This window comes from Butyrivibrio sp. M55, from assembly GCF_900116865.1.
Taxonomy (GTDB): Bacteria; Bacillota; Clostridia; order Lachnospirales; family Lachnospiraceae; genus Butyrivibrio.
Genome location: NZ_FPCD01000017.1, coordinates 17,874 through 36,635, shown reverse-complemented (window position 1 = coordinate 36,635; position 18,762 = coordinate 17,874). Strand labels below are relative to the sequence as shown.

Genomic DNA, 18,762 nt, shown 5'->3' with positions numbered 1-18,762 from the left:
CTATAATAGTTCCAGGAACCCCTTATTGATACACATCTCAAGGGAATAATTAATCGTTTTTCCAGCCTTTGGTCCATCCTCAAACTCTATGCAGATATATTTTCCGTCAACACCTTTAACAATTCCTGTCCCACCGGCCTTATGTTTTACTCTCTTCCCAATATAATCCTTATATACATCTGTCCCTGCTATAACTAATTCTTCCTCTGGTTCATCTTCAGCCTCATCTTCATCATCAACAGTATCAGTTACCTGAGGCTTAGGTTTTATTGGTGTCGTAGGTTCCTTATATTCATCAGCAGCATTCTGAAGTGCCATCAGCTCTCTGATTTCTGCAATATGAGTCTGTGTAAACCAGATGGTCTCGTTTCCAAATGCCACTTCGACCGGATCCATGCTTCCAATTTCAGCATCCGTCAGATTTTCAATATCTTCAAGAAAATAATCCAGATCATATTCATCTGTTCGCATCTTCTTGTATTCTGCAGCACAATTAGGACACAGACAGAGATTCATAGGGTCCAGTTCCACTTCTGGCGAATTTGCAATCTGACACATCTCCACATTTGTAAATGCCTCATGACACATTTGGCAGGCATACTTATATGCGCGATCCACCTTATACATATTCATGAGATAAGCCCGTACTTCACTGATCGGCTTGCTGACACGAATCTTCCGAACTCGAAACTCATATTTTGTAGGACTTGCAAAACACAACACTTCCGCTGCATGTTTTCTCAATGAATCCCAATTCTTTACCTTCGATGAAGGAAACTCATAGGTGTCTTCAGGAATAATTGGCGTCTTTCCGCCACCACCTGCGACGTTACTTCCGAAGTTCTCATCCAAATCAGCAGTAGATATTCCATATCTTCTTTGAAGCTCAATCTCAAAATACTGATTCTTCTGTTCTTCAGAAAGCTGATCATAATCCTTAGCAGCATCCTCCAAATGATCTGCCTCATTCTTTTTAAAGCCAAGAATATCATAAATGCCAGAACTCGGATTCAGGTCGCCATAAAGTTGTGGATTTAAATCTCTCTTTGAAATCTCACCCTGAGCTACAAGGTCGAGGGATTCTGTATATAGCCATTTGCCATTCCAACTTGATCCATAATAAAGATGTTTCGGTCCATCATGGCGTAATAATTTGACGATGTCAGCATACTCATCGTACAAATTTCTTGTACTGCCACCAACATATACATTCCCCTGAAGCTTTGACTCATTTTTCATCAGAAAGCGGAAAATAAAGCTTGATTTTGCCATTGAATCCGGAGCCTTCGGATGTGCAGATATGTACTCCAAAACTGCATCCAGCTTCTCCAATGATAACTTCCAGCGAAAATCTCCACTTGTATTCCATTCCGGTTGCCTTCCTGGATTACCAGTGTAATACTCACCACTCGTTCGGTTTTCATTTACTGCAATATTCTCCCGTACCCCAAGTATCTTAAGAAACTCAGTACTTATATCCTCAATGGCATAAAAATCCATATCAACATAAGCATATGTCGCTACATGCTTAAAGTACTGTTCAATGCTCATTCCGTCAGTATTGACAGAGAAGAAAACAGCCTCATTATGGGGATTTACATAAACTTTTTTGCCAGATTTTATACACCTGAGCGGCAGATATTTCTTGATCAGATTCTCAACTTCATCACGATAATCAGAATTTACCCTATACTTTAGTAGCCGTTTCACATCGGTGATGTGCTGATCATCCGTGAACATCTTTCCGCTCTCATATCTCTTCTTAAAATCCCTTATAAAGAATTCATATTCGTTAGGCTTCTGAAGAGAAAGGATTTCGGTAAAGAAATGCTTACACTGCTCATACAGATATTCGTCAACAAAAGCAATATCTTCAGCATTATCCAGGTTCTTGGAAGGCAGGAATACATTTGGTAAATACGTTGCGTTCTCATAGCCTCGCCACATAAAGCTGTAATCGTTCTCTGTGCCGTCACTCTTTCTGTAAGGAGCTACAAAATCTCCTGTCGATGTCTTAACAAATGCAGCCGTCAGCATATTGGATCCGCCGCGCTGTTTTGAAAAAGCCGCCGCAACAGATGAATACATATTGTAGAGCTTTACAAGCCACTCATTATCCCTGCTCTTAAGAAATTTCCTGTTTTCATTAAAATTGCTTCTTAGGTTCTCTGGACGAATAACCTCAATTTCTAATGTATCCGTTAGAAAATCATAAAGAGTCTTATAGCTTTTGTTCGTTTCTGTAAGAAATGTGGGAAGCCAATGGTATTCCTTATCATCGTCAATAAGCTCCGTCAGCAACTCATCCGTAAACAATTCAGCAAAATCCGAACCTCTGGCAATCTTTACGGAATCTGCCGATGCATAGGTTCCATCCTTGCATAATAGCAGTTTTTCTTCCTGCATCATGTCGGAAGTGGACTCAAACATGCCCTCAAACAACGGTGCAGAGTAAAAGACTTCTTCATCTATCGGCAGAATATTAAGCAGACTAAAATCAAGCTTTCCAGAATCTCTCAGTTCAATAACGCTATCTCGCAATAGAGCCGCCGTCTGTTCAGCCAGCTCAATATTATCCTTATCATCAGCAGGAACACTGCTCCTGTTTGGAGTAGTACGGTAAGGTCCCTGCACAATAAATTTCAATTTGCTCTCTGTCTCTGTAGGAAAATACACAGAGATATACGGATATTTAGAAGGCTTAAAGTTATACTTGCCGTCTTCTTCAACAGAAAGAGAAAAAGCGATATCAATAGTTCTTCCAGCTTGAATCCCCTTGACCGGTCTTGAAAAGACAAGATATGAAATAGACTCTTCCTTTTCCTTTTTGTGTTCGGTTTCACCAATAGCGGCGACCAACGCACAATGGTCATTGATAACTGTTTTATCCAACAGATATGAGCCACTTGTTTTAAGCTTAGGCAGCATGATCTGATAATCGATAGCCTGTAGATTCTTCATGAACAGAAGTGTTGTAATTCCAAGATTTTGTAATCTCTTCGACAACACCTCATTTAACTTATCAATTGTTTTAAATCCAGAAAAAGTAAATCCCACGCTATACGGAAACACAAATTTGGTCGTATACCCAGGGTCTACATCCTGATCATCTATATCCACCGGATGAGTAAAATCTTTTATTTCTACTGCAAACTGAGAATAGCCACCCTCAATATCCTTTGCTGTAGGATGACTGTAAAGCTGAACCGTTTCACAAATACCGAACACGGATTTAAAACCTACGCCAAACTCTCCGATCTGGTTTAAGTCATTGATCTTATCCGACTTACCTATATCACAGAGTCCCTGCAGGTTTTCCATAGAAAATGGATGTCCGTCATGAAGGACAACCAACCTATCCGGATATTGAAGAAATTTAATTTTTGATGCTCCGGCATCTTCCGCATTCTGAAGAAGCTCATATACGAAATGAGATTTATCCGTATAGAGCTGAATAATTCTCTCCAGCGCACGCCGAAGCATACCATCCTTATCCTGGCGCTGTAAAACCTGATCAGCGATCGCCATCTTAGCCATTTCCGACACCTCCAAAACGTGTATCGTCAGTTGACAACATCAAGGATACCATTTGCAATCAGTGTTGTATGGATATCCGTTTGTGCCACCTTTTTTCTGATCTCTTCAACCTTCAGCTCATAGCTCTCTGTCGCAGATTCCAACTCACTGGTATACATCCTTCGGATACTTTCGCTGCTGGTATCCAGAATCTTCTGTTCCAGAGAACGCTTTCTGTTTCTGAAGTTATTTGATAAGCTCTCTATCTTGAATGTGGATGTATTTTCTGCCTCCTTGATCTCAGCAGACTTCTCATCCATCCACAATTTAACCTGCTTCTTTTCCAGCGCATCCCAATCGGCCGGCTGCATCTTAACCGCTGCCGCCCCACTCTGCGATTCCTGAAGGATATCCGGCAATTCTGCAGCGATCACATCATCATCGCAGACAACCACAAGCTTGAAATGCGGATTGATTCCAACATAACTCCATGCGTATACAGAGAAATGATAGCTTCCACTCGGAAGATCCTCTGTAGCATACTGAAGCCTGATATACGCCTGTTCATTCGACGCAAAGTAAGCTGCTGCCTGTTTTGCCAACGGATGCATTGCCGTAATGAAGAATGTATCTCTCTTCTTCTCAGCTGTCTCGGAATCAAAAGTGATCGGATGTATCGGAGCCTTGCCTTTCAGATAAACATCCCAACTCTGACGCACAGCATTCCTGCCGCTTGGAAGCTTCCTGAAATCATCTCTCAACTCTGCTCTTGCAGCGGCTGACAGTCTCAGCTGCTTCACTTCACTTTCGCCAAGAATATAGCTTCCCTGTCCAAGTCTGCGGAACAAATACTGCTCAATCAGTATTTGCAGGCTCTTTTGCGTAAGCCAAGGATTCTCAGCATTATGGATCTCCTGAGAAGTCATGTATTCTGACAGGTCAAATCCGAAGAATTCCTTTTCTTCCTCTTCCAGTTTATTTAATTCCTGGAGCCTGCGGACTTCGTTATCCGCCATCTGTTCCAGCTTTATCTTACGTTCTTCATCCGTAAGGGATGTATCCATTCCGATATGATCAAGCTGTGTGGCAATGTCTCCAAGGATTTCATCACACTCACCGATACTGCTTTCAAATATACCGATTCGCATAAGGCATCTGTAGTAAATATCCGCATCCACAGTGCCGTTCGTGATCATGTTGTAGATTCCAACCGCCTCACTCTGCTGTCCGCGACGATCGATACGACCGATACGCTGCTCAATCCTCATAGGATTCCAAGGTAGATCATAGTTGATCATCATATCGCAAAACTGATAATCCAGACCTTCGGAACCGACTTCTGTGAAGAGCAGAATATCAATGGCATCTTTATCATCCTTCGGCAGTTCAAATCTCGCACGGTATTCCTGCCTCATGGCATCCTTAACGCTACCGTCAACCTGTTCTACCCTGAGTCCTGCATCAAGCAGTTTTTTCTTCAAATAATACAGCGTATAGCGGAAGGTGCTGAAAAGAATGATCTTATTATTATCCTGTTGTTGCTTCTCCATGATGGCTTCCAGCATCTGATCAAACTTCGGATCTTCTTCCGGAAGATTATCCGCCATAGTTAGAAGATTCTGTGCCATTCCCGCAAGCGCGCTGGCATCTGCTCCGTCAAAAGCAAATCCCGGTGAGTAATCAAGATCCGGATCATCTTCCATCTGCTGGAATCTTCTCTGAATAAGATCTCTGATATGTGGTGCAAGTCCAAATATACAGCTTGCTGCCTGCCTCTTGATGGTAGACATCATAAACGGTATCGATCTGGCATTCCCGTGAAGCTGCAGCAGTGCATCCGCTTCAAAGCGAAGCAGCTCATCATGTAATTCCTTCTGCCGCTCTGTAAATTCCACAGCCAGAGTAAAAGGTCTTCTGATACAGAAATCCTGTATATCCTTTCGCCTTGTACGGTTCAACATAGAATTGAAGCTGTGAAGACTCTCCGCATCAGAAATAAGTTTTACACGTTCTTCACGCGTAATCTTATCCTGCTGCAACGTCTTGACCATTTCTCCATATGTCGGATTCGCAGCAATTACATTCTCGCCCCACTGAGTATCAAGAACACCCTTCAGAGCTTCCGAAGCCAGCTCCTGCCACTTCTCATCAGCGCGTCTCATTAAGCTTGCCGCCTCGGAGATATGCGCATTCGGACGGGACATCATATTGAATGTCTGCTTATCAATTACAACATCCGGACGGAGTACATTCAGCAGAGTAAACAGGTCATCATCGCTTGTCTGAAGCGGTGTAGCTGTCAGCATTACTACAGCATCCGCATTGTCGCAGAAATATTTAACGCATTTATACTCAAATGCCTTTTCCTTCTCCATGCTGCCGTTACGGATATGATGCGCCTCATCGATGATAACAAGATCAAAGTGTGGAGCAGGATCCAGATCTCTTAATCCGAAGGTATGCTTCTTCTTTGTGGTCTCACCCTCGTATGCCCTGCTATCAAGAATAGAATACGGAACAATAGTCTTGCTGAATCTGATAGGCCATTCGCCATCTCTGTCGGTATCAGAAATGATCTGACGAAGCATCGGACCGTCCACCGGTACGAATTCTTCATCAAATCGCTTCATTTCCATCTCCCATTTCCTTTCAGTAACGAGCGGTTTCGGGCAGATGATAAGCACATTTTCAAGTTCATTTCTTGCCTGGAGCTCTTTGATGATAAGACCGGCCTCGATAGTTTTACCGACACCAACGCTGTCAGCTATCAGGATTCTCGGTTCATCTGCATGAATCAGCTTTAACGCCGGTCTGAACTGATACGGCACAAAATCTATACGTGCTGAATTCAGGGAATACAGATCATTCCCTGAAGGATTATTGATTTGATATGCGGTCAGATAGCTCCGGAACGTATTGATGTCTACCCAGTTATAGGAAGCCGTCTCTACGTATAAAGCAATCTGTCCAGAATAAAATGTTTTGAAATTGCCGTCTACAAAGACATCATACTTCTTTGTTTCTCCCAGATCCGTAATGGACATAACAATGCCACGAACATCCGGATTACCGATCAGATATACAAGGCTCTTTTCCGTGATCTCATTTTCATCGACCACTTCAGGTTCTGGCTCAGCAGTTTGCTCAGTTTCCGCTTCCTGAGAGAACGACGCAAAATCGACCGTTGACGGAGACTTCACTTCCTCAATCATCCGATCAATTTCATTGAGGAGACTATCTTCACATCCGCGCTGTTCAAAGAAATCGTGTAACGTAGCCAAATCAGCCAGGATGGCATCCTTGCCCGGAAGCATGGCGCTGACATGAGCCCAGTTATTACGAACACGCATCATATCACGGATACATTCCCTCTCTCTTGTCGGAAGGAACGCCACATTACGCATCGCATACCATGACTTATCGGCAATACGGAGCAAAGCGGCCAGGTCAAACTGACCAAGCTCCGTAAAACCTCTTTCTATCGCCATCTCACGCTGGTTATAACTCAGCTTATCCAGAACGCACTCTTCCCACCAATCATCTGATGCTCTCGGAAGAAGGCTCCCAAGCCAGTCAGCCAATACGTTGGCGGAAGTATGCAAATATGAATTCATCCTGCTTACAATCTGGTCGTTATCCATATTGAAGCCTCCAATCTGTACTTCTTAATCCATAAAGAATCCGTCTGTATCAAAAATATGATCCAGTTCGTCATTTGTCATAGCATGAGCCACCTTATCTCTAACAGCACTCATAGCCATATCAAGTCTCTTAAAGCGATTATGACCAACTGCATCTTTCGCCATACGGATCAGCTGTATACGTCCTACACCCGGATTCTGTCTTGCGTATTCTGCAAATCCTCTTGCTTTTCCCAGATTATCAATTCTGGTCGGATCGTGTGGCTCCAGAATATCAACAACATATTCATCATCGCTGTCCTTACGTATGATCACAAAATCAGGATACGCCGGTTTCTGCTCTCCTCCCATTTCATAAGGAATGCAGAGAGACCAAGGCTTTCTCGGAGGATTCCTGAGCCAGCATACATAATCTGACTGACCCTGTTCCTCTACCAGTACACCTTCTTCCCAGTTATTTAGATTGATACGAGCCTTTCCATGATCGTCTACAAAAAGATGATCCTCATAATCCTTTCCGTTTACTTCATGAGGCAGGCTGATGGTCTCCGGAAGGCGGAAGTTATGCTTACTGACTACATCTCCATTAGAGACTATGGCATCATACTGTTTGATGAAACGGTCGCCTAAGCCAACGATCTTACGGCGATAATCATCATTCATCTTATGGAACATCTTCTCTGCATAAGCCAGAAGTCGTGCATAGCAATCGTCATTCGACGCATATAGAATGACATCGATCTTATAGGCGTTCGGATCATCCTCATCGTAATAGTAGTGACCATATTTGTTTCCAACGCCCTCATTTCCAAGTTTCGTTTCAGCCCTGCGGAACTGCCGGTCGATATCAATATCTGTGGATGACATGAACATATGGACAATGTTGTCATCTACGGTTTCACCAAAAGCATCGAAGACCTGCGATTTCATCTGAAACTCCATTATCCTCTTTGCCATATCGTCGTATTTACCGTTACGCTTCAGATCACCCACATATTCACGGATCATCTTTACGATCTCTTCCAGCACGTCATCTGTAGCATCCTGATATTTTCCAGACTGTCTGAGCAGTCTCGCCAGGCTATACAAAGAGTTCAGATAGTTGCTGATTCTTACATTTCTTACATCGTAAGACAGAAGTCCGGAATCATTGATAGCTTTTACCACTCCCTCTCTGTCTAAAGGATCTATAAATGTTTCCTGAACGTATTCCGGTTCTGTCTGTGTTGTATTTCCTGCAGGTGTCGTCTGTGTAACGCCTGCTGCCGGAGCAGCTCCGGTTGGTTGTGTATCCTGTGTCTGTTCTGGCTGCTGAGAGGCTACTTGATGTGTTGTGCCGCCAGCCGCATTGTTTGTGCCAGCATTATTTCCAGAATTTATTTCGTGAACGCCGGAAGCACTTCCAGTCTGCCCACCGCTACCGTACTTAACTGCACCGCCATCGTGAAGTTCCATCGGCTGTGTTGCACCAGGTGTATCAAAAAGAGACATCTGCCCCGGATAAGCCGGTGTATGACGTGTTCCTCCACCACCGGAAGCACTTCTCGGTCTTACTGACAGCGTATCCATGACTCTTGTATCCAGGGATTCTCCATAGATATCGGCAGGGATATCGCCACCCTCAGCATTCTGCAATTCTTCTACAACTTCCTTTACCGTATCAGAATTGAAGTAGGGCAGATACAAGTGTACATCATTCAGAGTTTCATCAACCTGAATATGCATCTGCATCGGTGTACGGATCATTCTTCCCAGAAGCTGTGCGATATAGGTTGCATCCGTCGCATGACGGAAGGACATCATCGTCTCTGCTCTCGGACAATCCCATCCGGTTGATAAGCTTTCTTTGAAGAATACGACTCGGATACGCTTATCCTCTGCTATAGCAGATGGAGCTACATAAGGCACGTTCAAGCCGTTTATCCTGATGACATTATTGGCATCGCCAAAGGTATGAACCACTTCGCCTTCCTGGAAGCGGATGCCTGTTCTTTCTTCGATCTTCTGAACGCAATCATCAAGATCCGTAGCAGATATGGAAGATGCCGTAGCATTCTGCACCTGGATGACAAGCACCGGATTCACATAGGCGTAATGCTGTTCGTAGCAATACTGATACCAGTGATCCCACTTATCTTTCCATTCATCCGCTGCCGCCTGAAGTACAGCCATATCTTTATTCCCGGTGTTATCTTCCGGATAGGAAATAACGATACGATCCTTCAGCAGACCAGAAGCTCTGACTTCATCAGTTGTAACAACTACATACTGCGTATCCGATGCGATACCCTGTACCAATGCATTGAATCTCGCAGATGTGGCAGACATTCCGATAACTACCGGCATAGCCTCGATACCATCTTCCGGACTTCCCTTTAGGAATTTCTGCATGATTGTTGTGGCACGTCCGGCTTCACGTCCCTGCATTCCACGATGTGCTTCGTCAATGATGAAATACAGACGATCGCTCTTTTCACGGGCTGTATTTGCTAATGTCTCCCAAATTGTATACTGCCGATTATCTGTATGCTTCGTAAGATTGGAGCTCTTGCCAAGCTTCTGCGTGTTAAGAAAATAGATATGTCCGTCATCAAACATTTCCTGATCAAAGGAATCGTCCTGAACTGTCACACACTGCCCCAGACGGATTTTATCTGCCTTCAGATCAATCTTATCCTTTGACTGCTCATTCAGCTGCGGAGAATCCGAAAGCCACACCACGATTGCTTCCGGCTGCTCCGGGTATGCTTCATCGCCAAAGAAAATACTTTCAATCAACGCGGCCATGATGATTGTCTTACCGGCTCCAGTCGGTGCTGTAAATGACACTACCTGCTTTGAATGAGTACGCTGGTAGCGATATACGGCTTCTGCCGATTTCATTCTTAGCTCGCCTAAAGCTCTTTTCTGAAATGGAAATAATTCTGCTTTCATGGCTTACCTCCCTGTGTTAATCCGGAAGTTGTCCAGATAATCTCTATATAGCTGATACGTGTCTTTGTCGCCATATCCCGAAATCATTTCTCTATATCCTGCTTCGGAATCAGTAACAATATATATAGTCTGAATTTCCGGATGCTTATTCACTGCCTCATTGAACTCCCGGAAGTGTTTCTCATCAATAAGAATTGCAAATTCATTCTCCGGAAGTACCTGCATATAAGCTTTATCATCTTCAAAATTTGGACACGCTCCATGTGCTCCTGCCTTTAACCAAAGAATGGGGAACAACTCTGCAAGTTGACGACCTAAAGCAACTGCTGTTTTATTTAGGAATCCAAGCCTAAAGAATGCTGCATTTGCCTTAAATCCCTCTGACATTGGTTTTTCACTGCCAAAATAGTTACCCTCAATGTCATTTCCATTTACGTCCTTACCTAAGATACATCCGACAGTTCTTGGCCATGTAACGTATTGCGCGATTCCCATTTGCTCATATTCCGTATCTCCAGGTTGCAAGCCTCTTTTCAATAATCCCTTTGCCTCATCTTCTGAGACTTCATTATTAGTGACCATAATGCATCTTCTATGACCACCATCTTCTGAATTCAGTAAAGCAACGGCATGGAGTGTCGTTCCCGATCCGGCAAAGAAATCCACAACGAGGGCGTCTTCTTTTGTCACTATGCGCAAGGCGTCCTCAACAGCGTATAGCGATTTAGGATAAGGAAATTTTCGATCCAAAAGGATTTTGGCAAGCAGCTTCGATCCATGCCATCCAGCATTATGGGAAACCTTATTCCAAACAGTCTTAGGAGCTCTTAAGGAACCTCCGAATTTTTCCACAAGGACCGCAGATCCTGTTTCATCAATTCTTTCTATAACTACTTCACCTTTTTCTATTCTCTTTTCAGTTCCCTCATTAACCGTTAATACGGACCATCCACTTTCTTTACGTGATGTTTTTCCAAGACGTAACAAACCTTTGGAAAGCCTTCTATTAGCCACTTCGACACCCGTCCTCCATCTTGCCTCTCGACCATCAGCTGTCATCGGCCAGATAGCCATCAATCCTTCAGGAACTGGTACACTTTCTTTCGGTATCCCAAGCGGTATAGGATCCCCGATTTGTTTAATAACGCCTTTTTCTGCATCTATAAAGATAGGGTAAAATAAACTTTTTGAGTTTTCCCTCAAATTGCCTTTCCCCGTCCTGACAAACTGAAACCAGAGTTGTCCTTTTGTTGCTGACTGTCCCTCATTCAGCATGTCATCTTCTGATTTGTTTATTTCCGCATTCCCCATGAACACAAAGAACAAGTACTCATCAGCTCTCGAAAACAATCCATCTCTCGTTGATCCTTGACTGCTAATAACGCTACTAACCATCTGTATCCGTGCTTCAGGGAACAGTTCTTCAAGAAGGCATCCTAAATGTAGATATTCTTTTTCATCTATCGTTACGATAAGAACAGAATCATTGGGATTCAGAAGATTTTTTGCAATCTTCAACCTTTTCTGCATAAAGGACAGCCATTTACTATGTCTATAGGCATCTGCACCATCAACATAATCATTGTTATACTTCCAGTCTTTTGCACCGGTGTTATACGGTGGATCGATATAGATGCAATCCACCTTTCCTGCGTAGAGGTATTCCAGCAGCTGCAGCGCATGATAGTTATCAGCTTCAATAAGTGTATGCCACAGGCCACTTTCCGGAGCATTACATATGCTGTCAATCGGCTTCAGATACGGATAAATAGGTTCTCCAAACTGAGCCACCGAAACCAGTTCTTCCACCGGAATCTCTTCTTTTTCTTCAGTGACCTTGTGATAGCACGTAGCCACACCATCTTTGATGGCACTAACTTCATACATCTCACTGACGGCACCAGTCTTCTTTGCAACAGTTGAACCACGCTTGACCGGAATATCATAAAGCGGCGTGCACTCCGGAAGATGTTCTTCAAACACCAGCCCGAACTTCTTTGTCTTTGACAGTCTGTTTATCTCCTGCTCCAGTCTGGCTCTCAGCGCCTCATCCTGAACCTGAGCAAGTAAATCATGAATCGCAGCCATGTCTTTCCTCCTGTTTATCAATATTTACCGGCATTGTATACTCCGGCATCTTAATTCTATCTCTTTAGCTGTCCTAAAAAACGGACTCTACTCTGTAATCGTTTTAATCCGTTTCCCCTTCTTCAGGGATCGTTTCAACTATATCGTTCAGATTGCACTCCAAGGCATTACAAATTTTAAGCAAGACCGCCGTTGTAACACTTTCGTCTTTGCTTATTTTTGCAAGCGATGATGAACTTATTCCAGCAAGCTTCCGCAGGTCTGATTTCTTCATATCCTTATCAATCAGCAGTTTCCATAATTTTTTATAACTCATCTTCATTTTGTTCTTGCCTCGCTATATTCCATGACTCTCCATATAGTTCACAATTATTATCCGACAGCTTCAACACACTGTGGTTCTCCAAGATTTGCTGTACTTCCACACCATACGCATCCTGTTTATCAAAGGCAATAAAGATTTGCTTATCGCTTTGAACATACAGCCGCATGATTCCGTTAATAGCGACATCACTGATGTTTTTAAGAATTAATGAGTCATGTGCTATTGCTGGCAAGGCTGTGCTTTGCAATACCGCCAGATCATACAGCACCATTCCCTTATAATTTGATCCTGTACCTGTATCATCAGGAGTCTCGAATCTATAGCTGTTATATTCATTCAAATACAGTTGGGGTGCCTTTCTAGTCTCCGTAAACAAAGAATCATTCATCTCCTGCATCCGATCATTCACCTCTTGCTCAATATCTCTGAGGATGATTTGGATTGCTTCTTTGAGAAGTTCATCAACTCTTTGTTTTTCGTTAGTCAATTCCTTTAAGGTAAGAAAAGCTTCATTTTGTGCTTTAATAGCATCGATACGTCCCTTCAGCTCAGAGTGCTTGTCCAGGAATTCTTTTGAGAAATTTCCTACATATCCAAGGTCATTGATCTCATCTTGTAAACTCTGAATATGCTCTCGAAGTTCATCTACTCTTGTCTGTACTGCTTCTTCCTCCGCAGAAAACTGATCTTGAAGAATCGCTGCCAGTTTTTTATGATATCTCTCTACCTCATATATCTTTTTCAAGTTCACTTGCGGAAAGAATTCCTGTAGTTCTGATAAATCAGCCTCTGTCGGATACAGCCCGTAGTCAAGACTCATCTTTAGGAGTTTCAGCCTTCTCTCTCCGGCCTGCAGTTCTGTCTCAGCTTGAAGCACATCAGCTTTTAATTCAGATTTTTTCCTGCTTTTTTCTATATCTGCCTCAGTATGACCAGCAACCGTTTCCTCCGTCAAATTGTTAAGCTCATACTGAAGGCTTTCAATAGTAGCAAGATTCTCTTCATACTGCTTCTTTCCGCCTACAAGATCTGGAACGAAGCGGTATCTTCTCGCTTCCTTAAAAGCCGCAAGTTTCTTTTTGGTGTCTTCTAATCTTGTGTTGAAATCCGAAATATCCTTATTTCTATCAAAAAGCTTTACCAATACATCAATGGACTTCTGCATGCTTTGCCCATTAAATCCTTTGAGCGGCCTTCTTTCATCAAGATTATCTTTACCATAGATTCGGAAGAATACACTAATGGATTCTCTGAAAGAAAGCCCGTCAAAATCCATATGATACTTTTCTTTCAGCCAATTCACATATTTTGCTTTAGGCCAAACTTCACCAGTCAGATCGTAGTTTTTATCACACTCGTGAATTTTCTCTGCTTCGCCTGTATTACGAGCAAAATAGTATTTCCCGCCATCGAATTCAAAAGCGAAAAAAATCGTATGATCGCCGATATGATTTACACCATCGCCGCTCAAATAGGCATTACCGCCAAAAACAAAATCAATAGCCAACATAGCAGATGATTTTCCTATGGAGTTTTCCCCGTCTTCCTTTCCCAAAACAACATTTAATCCGGGATGAAATTCAATCTTCGGACGGACTTCCCCCTTCTCCTTAAAGGCCGGTGATTTCATCTCGACAAGCATATGAACACCTCCCCTTCATCATTAATGTCAACTGCCTGCAAAGCATATAGGCAGTCCATGGCCGACATAAAATCCGTTCCATCGTCCATATGCTGTTGCATCGCTCTATATAATTCTGCCACCTGCATCGGTTGATGTTCGATCAATCTCAGGATCTTCGGCATCAACGCCAAGCTGCTTCTTTCATACGAATATAGTTTATTTGGTAATAACATCAAACACCTCACAGCTCTGGATAAAATAAGCCACCACAATCTGGCAGTATATATTTTCCTGCAAACTCACTCGATGAATCTTATCTACAATCTCATTGAATATTTCCACTTTGGTGAGCTTCTTTTTCTTCAGGTTTCTGTAAAAGGCCTTCATCTGATCCTGCGTTTCCTCATAGTCTATGATTCCACGTTTATCCAAGCTCATCATTATTTCCTTGACCTTAAGAAAATATGTATTGACGTAATAATTCACCACTCCATATATCGCCAGGTCTTTGTCTGGATCCAGTTTCTGCTTTATTTCCTTCGGGTCAAGAGAAGCACCGACCAAATCCTTTTGTTTTAGATCCTTTATCTTACCTATGACACCGATGATTCCTTTTTCGAGTGCCATATTATCCAAGAGCTGAACACTCTGTTTGTGAATAGACAGGATTCTTTTGGCAGCCTTTAGTTCCTTGCAAACCTGCTTGCTGTCATCCAGCTGATACGTGGTATAGCAGTTGGGGCATAACGCTATCAGATTATCAATCGAACTCGTTTTTGATTTATCTATGAGGCTGACTTTATAAAGCGGGCTTGTTTTGTTTCCATTTACTATATGAAGCTGCCTTCCGCATCCGGGAAAAGGACAATATCCATCTGTCTCCTGTAAGAGAAACTCCCCAAATCGACGACTGAGGTCAGCTTCTATTTGCTGTTGCTGCTGTTTTTCCAAATCACTCTTTGGTGCCAAACCCGCAGATATCTGAATAATCTCTACAATGATATCAGCAACATTCTTCGCAACATTATCAGCATCCATAGTTGCATCGTATGGCTGCAGATCCTCTGCGAGCAATTTGCGAACAGTATGCTTTCGCTCATTTATTCTTTTGACCAAGATCTCTGGAGTAAGTCTGTAAACAATAGCCTGAGCCAGCTTTTTGGGCAGAGTTGCACGTTTAACATAAGTACGAATAGAATTATCCGCCTTTACTTTGTTTGATGGATCTTTACACGTACCCCATTCTTCCTCTGTAACTGTCGTAATCATTGCCATCAGTTCTCGGAAAAAATATGGAATATCATCGCCATCGCCCATATGCTTTTTCAATACAGAAAATAACGTCTTGAACTCCACTGCAAACAGCCCTTTCTCATTTTTGTACCACGGTGTACCACGTTGTACCAAAGTATCCCCAAGTCCAAATAGCCCATTTTATATAATTGAGCCACCTTGAAGGAAAGCTCAAAAGCTTCCAACAAGGCGCAGTACGCACCAATAGAATTATACCACAAGCATGTCCATTTTTCAAACAAAATATTCGCAAATAGGACACGGCTGTAGAACGATTCTCAGAGGTGCAATAGCAGGATTATTCAGATGATTCGGGAGTCGCGACCCACATCAATAGGATTATTTGATTAATCGCAAATGCTGATTTTATTGATGTCAGCCTTTCTAAGAAAAAGAGGTAATGACATGACAAAAGAAGACTGGCTTATCAATCTCGAAGATGTCTCTTCTCAGGTTGATGCCGAAACCGTCAAGTTCGTTTGTGTAAAGTACGGGGCTAAGGATATCTACGGATTATCGCCTTCCGACTATCAGGAAGCATGGAACGAATTGTTCGACTATGCCAGAGACGCAAACGACTAACAAGCAAATGTCCTGAGCAAGACAAATAAAGGCTCTTCACACTGAAAGCGCTACCTTTAGCGCTGAAGGAGGTTCTGCCGGTTTCAGTGTGAAGTAACAAGTAAACACCAGCCTTAAGCAGAACAGCTGGCTATTCAAGCAAAACAGGAGGAATACCTGTATGAATGGCCGACTGATTAAGACAACAGAATATCGCCATACGGTTTCCTCCGCGCAATTCAATGGAGGAAATCCGAGATGGACGATAACAAACTCAACCAGTACGCCGATAAGAAAGCGTACAACAACCTTCCCGTACCGGAAGGACAGTATCTTGCCCCGTTCCTTATAGAGGACTGGGACACAGTAAAAGCGATGAACCTTTATCGCGACAACCTTGAAACCTGGCACTTTAGCGGTATTCCAGTTTTAGTTGCCTTCACGCCGGTCACAGCGGAGCAGTTTCCCGGCACCATGAAACTCTTTTGGAGCAGTGTTCGTACTCATATTGCTGAGTTACATGGCGATCCGAATGTTATTTCATATGACAAATTTTTGGATGATATGTCCAAAGAAGGTGAAGGCGGTTACGATCCTGCTCAGACGGAATCTTTCGAGAACACAACTCTGCTTGGTATGATCATTGATGATCTGATCCGAGAAGTTGGTGAGAAGAATCCCCGCTATGGCCGTATTCTGAATCTCATCAAGCAGGACTCTACAAAAGGTGAGATCCTTGATGCTCTTCTCGATGAATACGGCATCAAGAAAACGCAGGCCTATGCAGAAATCAAAACTGCGCAGAAGTTGGCTAAGGATCTGTACTACGGCAATTAAGACTATTTAACAACAGTACAAAGAAGCAGCGATACTGGATTAATTCCGGTACCGCTGCTTTATCATTGCTTTCTCTATTCAATTATTTTCTTTTTGACGGCCTTCCCATCAGCTGCCACCGATCATGACTCCGTATGCTTCTAACAGCCTGACGTAAGGTACGAGTCCTTCCATGCATATGATACGGCTCCGCATGATGGGAATGAAATATAATAACCACATTATTATCTGGACAATCCGGGCTGTGCAGACTCCAAAAATGCCCTGTGTTCTTACTTCGTATCGTCACATCAAACGGATCCTTATAGAGAACCGTAAAATATGTCGCATCCAACGATTCAAGCTCTTTAGCATCAAACATCGGCAGCCCCCTTTCTAAACCAAGCTTCCAAGGCCTGCTCTACAATGTTGTCTACCTGATTGGGATCCATGCCCTGAAAGTATTTTTCAATGATCCTCCCCGGCACCTTATAACATTTTTTCTTGATTGGTTCCTTCCTCAGATAACGGCGTACAAATCCATCTGTTAAGGTTCCTGTATGGCTTCTCAACCTGATAGCCATATCAACGGTAAGCTTTGTGCCGGTTTCCTTTGCCACCTCATATACCATCTGCTGTTCATTCTCAGGCAGGAATGCCAATTGAATCGCCACTTTTGTATATAATGTTCCCCGATCCAGCATATCTTTAAGCGGATCTATCAGATCATTCAGCTTCAGAAGTCTGCCAACCGAGCTACCGGATAAACCATATTCTTCGCCAATGCTTCCCTTCGTCTTTATCTTTTGAGTCCCGGGTATCGAAGTCTCCTCGTCAAACCTTGCTTTCAATACCGCCGCCTGCTCTGAAATAGACAGCTCAGAAAACGGTCTCACCATCAAATCGGATGCATTCGTCACTTTTCCCATACCATCACGCCTCCTTTGCCACACCATAACCAGTGCCGTTTTCTGCCACAAACTGAGTGCGGAGCTTTTCCTGTTCTTTTCTGAAACGCTTTTGCAGATTAGCCATTTCTCTCTCCATAAACTCCTGCTCAGCCTTTTTAATTTCTGCACGTTCTGTATCCGGCTCAATGACAATCTTTCCGTTCTCACATTTGACGGAAACATAGTCTCCGATTTCAAATCCCAGCTCTTCAAGCCACTTTCCCTTCAGCATGATGGTCGGAGTCGCCTGATACTTATATCCGCTCATTCCATAGATCTTGACGATTCTTGTATTTTTATTTGCCATAACTGTTGTCTCCTTTTCTGCTTGTCTTAGATTTTCAAGTTTTACATAGTCTTATGTACCAATCTGTGCTATACTCTTCACAGATATCCGGAAAAACACAATTGGAGGAAACATCATGAGTGCTGATAAACCAGGCTCCTATAAAGGCTTAACTGAAGCTCGCAAGAGAGCGAATAAAAAATATAATGATCGATTCGTAGAGATAAAGGTCCGTGTCACCCCTGAGAAGCGTTCCATCATTAAGGAACACGCTGAAAGCATGGGTGAAAGTGCTACCGCCTTCATAAACAGAGCAATCGATGAAGCCATGGCCAGAGATCAAAAATCCGATCCCGAAAACTAAAAAATCCGGTGACGCATGGATACATTTCCACACATCACCGGATGATTCTTCGTTTCATGAACAATCTCCTTTGTGTAATTCTTCTATAAAAGCATTTTCAGAATAGGCTCTCCACTTAAATAGTTATCTGTTTTTCTTACATTAAGTGGTCTAAATCTGGTCTAAATTCAGTTTTAAACATTCCTCACATACCGAAATCACTCTGTTTTTCGAGCTTTCTACGAATGTTGCCCCAGCAGACAAATAACACTCTTATCATAGAAACCTCCAATATTACCGATTCCCACACCGTTTTTCTCTCTTTCAGATGGTCTAAATGTGGTCTAAATCAGAAGCGCGAACCCTCGCAAACGCAGTATTTACA

Annotated in this window: 13 protein-coding genes; 3 read left to right on the top strand and 10 right to left on the bottom strand. The window is 42.9% G+C overall.

Annotated elements, in window-relative coordinates:
- From BM398_RS14330 to BM398_RS14295, 8 genes are all read right to left on the bottom strand, one after another.
- The gene (locus BM398_RS14330) at positions 1 to 3,537 is read right to left on the bottom strand and encodes a sacsin N-terminal ATP-binding-like domain-containing protein (RefSeq protein ID WP_092338546.1); all 3,537 of its coding nucleotides are present in this window, start codon (positions 3,535 to 3,537) and stop codon (positions 1 to 3) included.
- Positions 3,538 to 3,563: 26 nt separating this feature from the next.
- Positions 3,564 to 7,157, bottom strand: coding sequence for a helicase-related protein (locus tag BM398_RS14325; protein ID WP_092338544.1), 3,594 nt, complete (start codon positions 7,155 to 7,157; stop codon positions 3,564 to 3,566).
- Positions 7,158 to 7,181: 24 nt separating this feature from the next.
- Complete coding sequence (locus BM398_RS14320; protein ID WP_092338542.1) at positions 7,182 to 10,091, bottom strand: DEAD/DEAH box helicase; 2,910 nt, start codon at positions 10,089 to 10,091, stop codon at positions 7,182 to 7,184.
- A 3-nt stretch (positions 10,092 to 10,094) separates the two neighbouring features.
- Positions 10,095 to 12,179, bottom strand: coding sequence for a site-specific DNA-methyltransferase (locus tag BM398_RS14315; RefSeq protein WP_092338540.1), 2,085 nt, complete (start codon positions 12,177 to 12,179; stop codon positions 10,095 to 10,097).
- Positions 12,180 to 12,282: 103 nt separating this feature from the next.
- On the bottom strand, positions 12,283 to 12,501 hold the full coding sequence (locus tag BM398_RS14310; protein WP_092338538.1) for a helix-turn-helix domain-containing protein: 219 nt from the start codon (positions 12,499 to 12,501) through the stop codon (positions 12,283 to 12,285).
- Positions 12,485 to 14,146 carry a DUF2326 domain-containing protein gene (locus BM398_RS14305; RefSeq protein ID WP_092338536.1) on the bottom strand — a complete coding sequence of 554 codons (1,662 nt, stop codon included), beginning with the start codon at positions 14,144 to 14,146 and terminating at the stop codon, positions 12,485 to 12,487. Before BM398_RS14305 ends, BM398_RS14310 begins: the two co-directional genes overlap by 17 nt.
- Positions 14,131 to 14,310: an ABC-three component system middle component 7 gene (locus BM398_RS17565; protein ID WP_330390596.1), complete on the bottom strand. Its 180-nt coding sequence runs from the start codon at positions 14,308 to 14,310 to the stop codon at positions 14,131 to 14,133. Before BM398_RS17565 ends, BM398_RS14305 begins: the two co-directional genes overlap by 16 nt.
- 34 nt (positions 14,311 to 14,344) lie before the next feature.
- Complete coding sequence (locus tag BM398_RS14295) at positions 14,345 to 15,535, bottom strand: ABC-three component system protein (protein WP_242949823.1); 1,191 nt, start codon at positions 15,533 to 15,535, stop codon at positions 14,345 to 14,347.
- A 291-nt stretch (positions 15,536 to 15,826) separates the two neighbouring features.
- On the opposite strand from BM398_RS14295, the gene BM398_RS17230 reads away from it, so the two are divergent.
- Positions 15,827 to 16,003 carry a hypothetical protein gene (locus tag BM398_RS17230; RefSeq protein WP_175531965.1) on the top strand — a complete coding sequence of 59 codons (177 nt, stop codon included), beginning with the start codon at positions 15,827 to 15,829 and terminating at the stop codon, positions 16,001 to 16,003.
- A gap of 237 nt (positions 16,004 to 16,240) precedes the next feature.
- Positions 16,241 to 16,819 (top strand): PqqD family protein, encoded by a 579-nt coding sequence (locus BM398_RS14290; protein ID WP_092338532.1) that lies wholly within the window; start codon positions 16,241 to 16,243, stop codon positions 16,817 to 16,819.
- 353 nt (positions 16,820 to 17,172) lie between these two features.
- On the opposite strand, the gene BM398_RS14280 is transcribed toward BM398_RS14290, so the two are convergent.
- Together BM398_RS14280 and BM398_RS14275 are read right to left on the bottom strand one after the other, a co-directional pair.
- Positions 17,173 to 17,727: a hypothetical protein gene (locus BM398_RS14280; protein ID WP_092338528.1), complete on the bottom strand. Its 555-nt coding sequence runs from the start codon at positions 17,725 to 17,727 to the stop codon at positions 17,173 to 17,175.
- 4 nt (positions 17,728 to 17,731) lie between these two features.
- Entirely contained in the window at positions 17,732 to 18,055 is a 324-nt protein-coding gene (locus BM398_RS14275) for a SymE family type I addiction module toxin (protein ID WP_092338526.1), read from the bottom strand.
- A gap of 115 nt (positions 18,056 to 18,170) precedes the next feature.
- Between BM398_RS14275 and BM398_RS14270 the strand changes: the two genes are divergently transcribed.
- Entirely contained in the window at positions 18,171 to 18,398 is a 228-nt protein-coding gene (locus tag BM398_RS14270; protein WP_092338524.1) for a hypothetical protein, read from the top strand.
- The last annotated feature ends 364 nt before the right edge of the window (positions 18,399 to 18,762 follow it).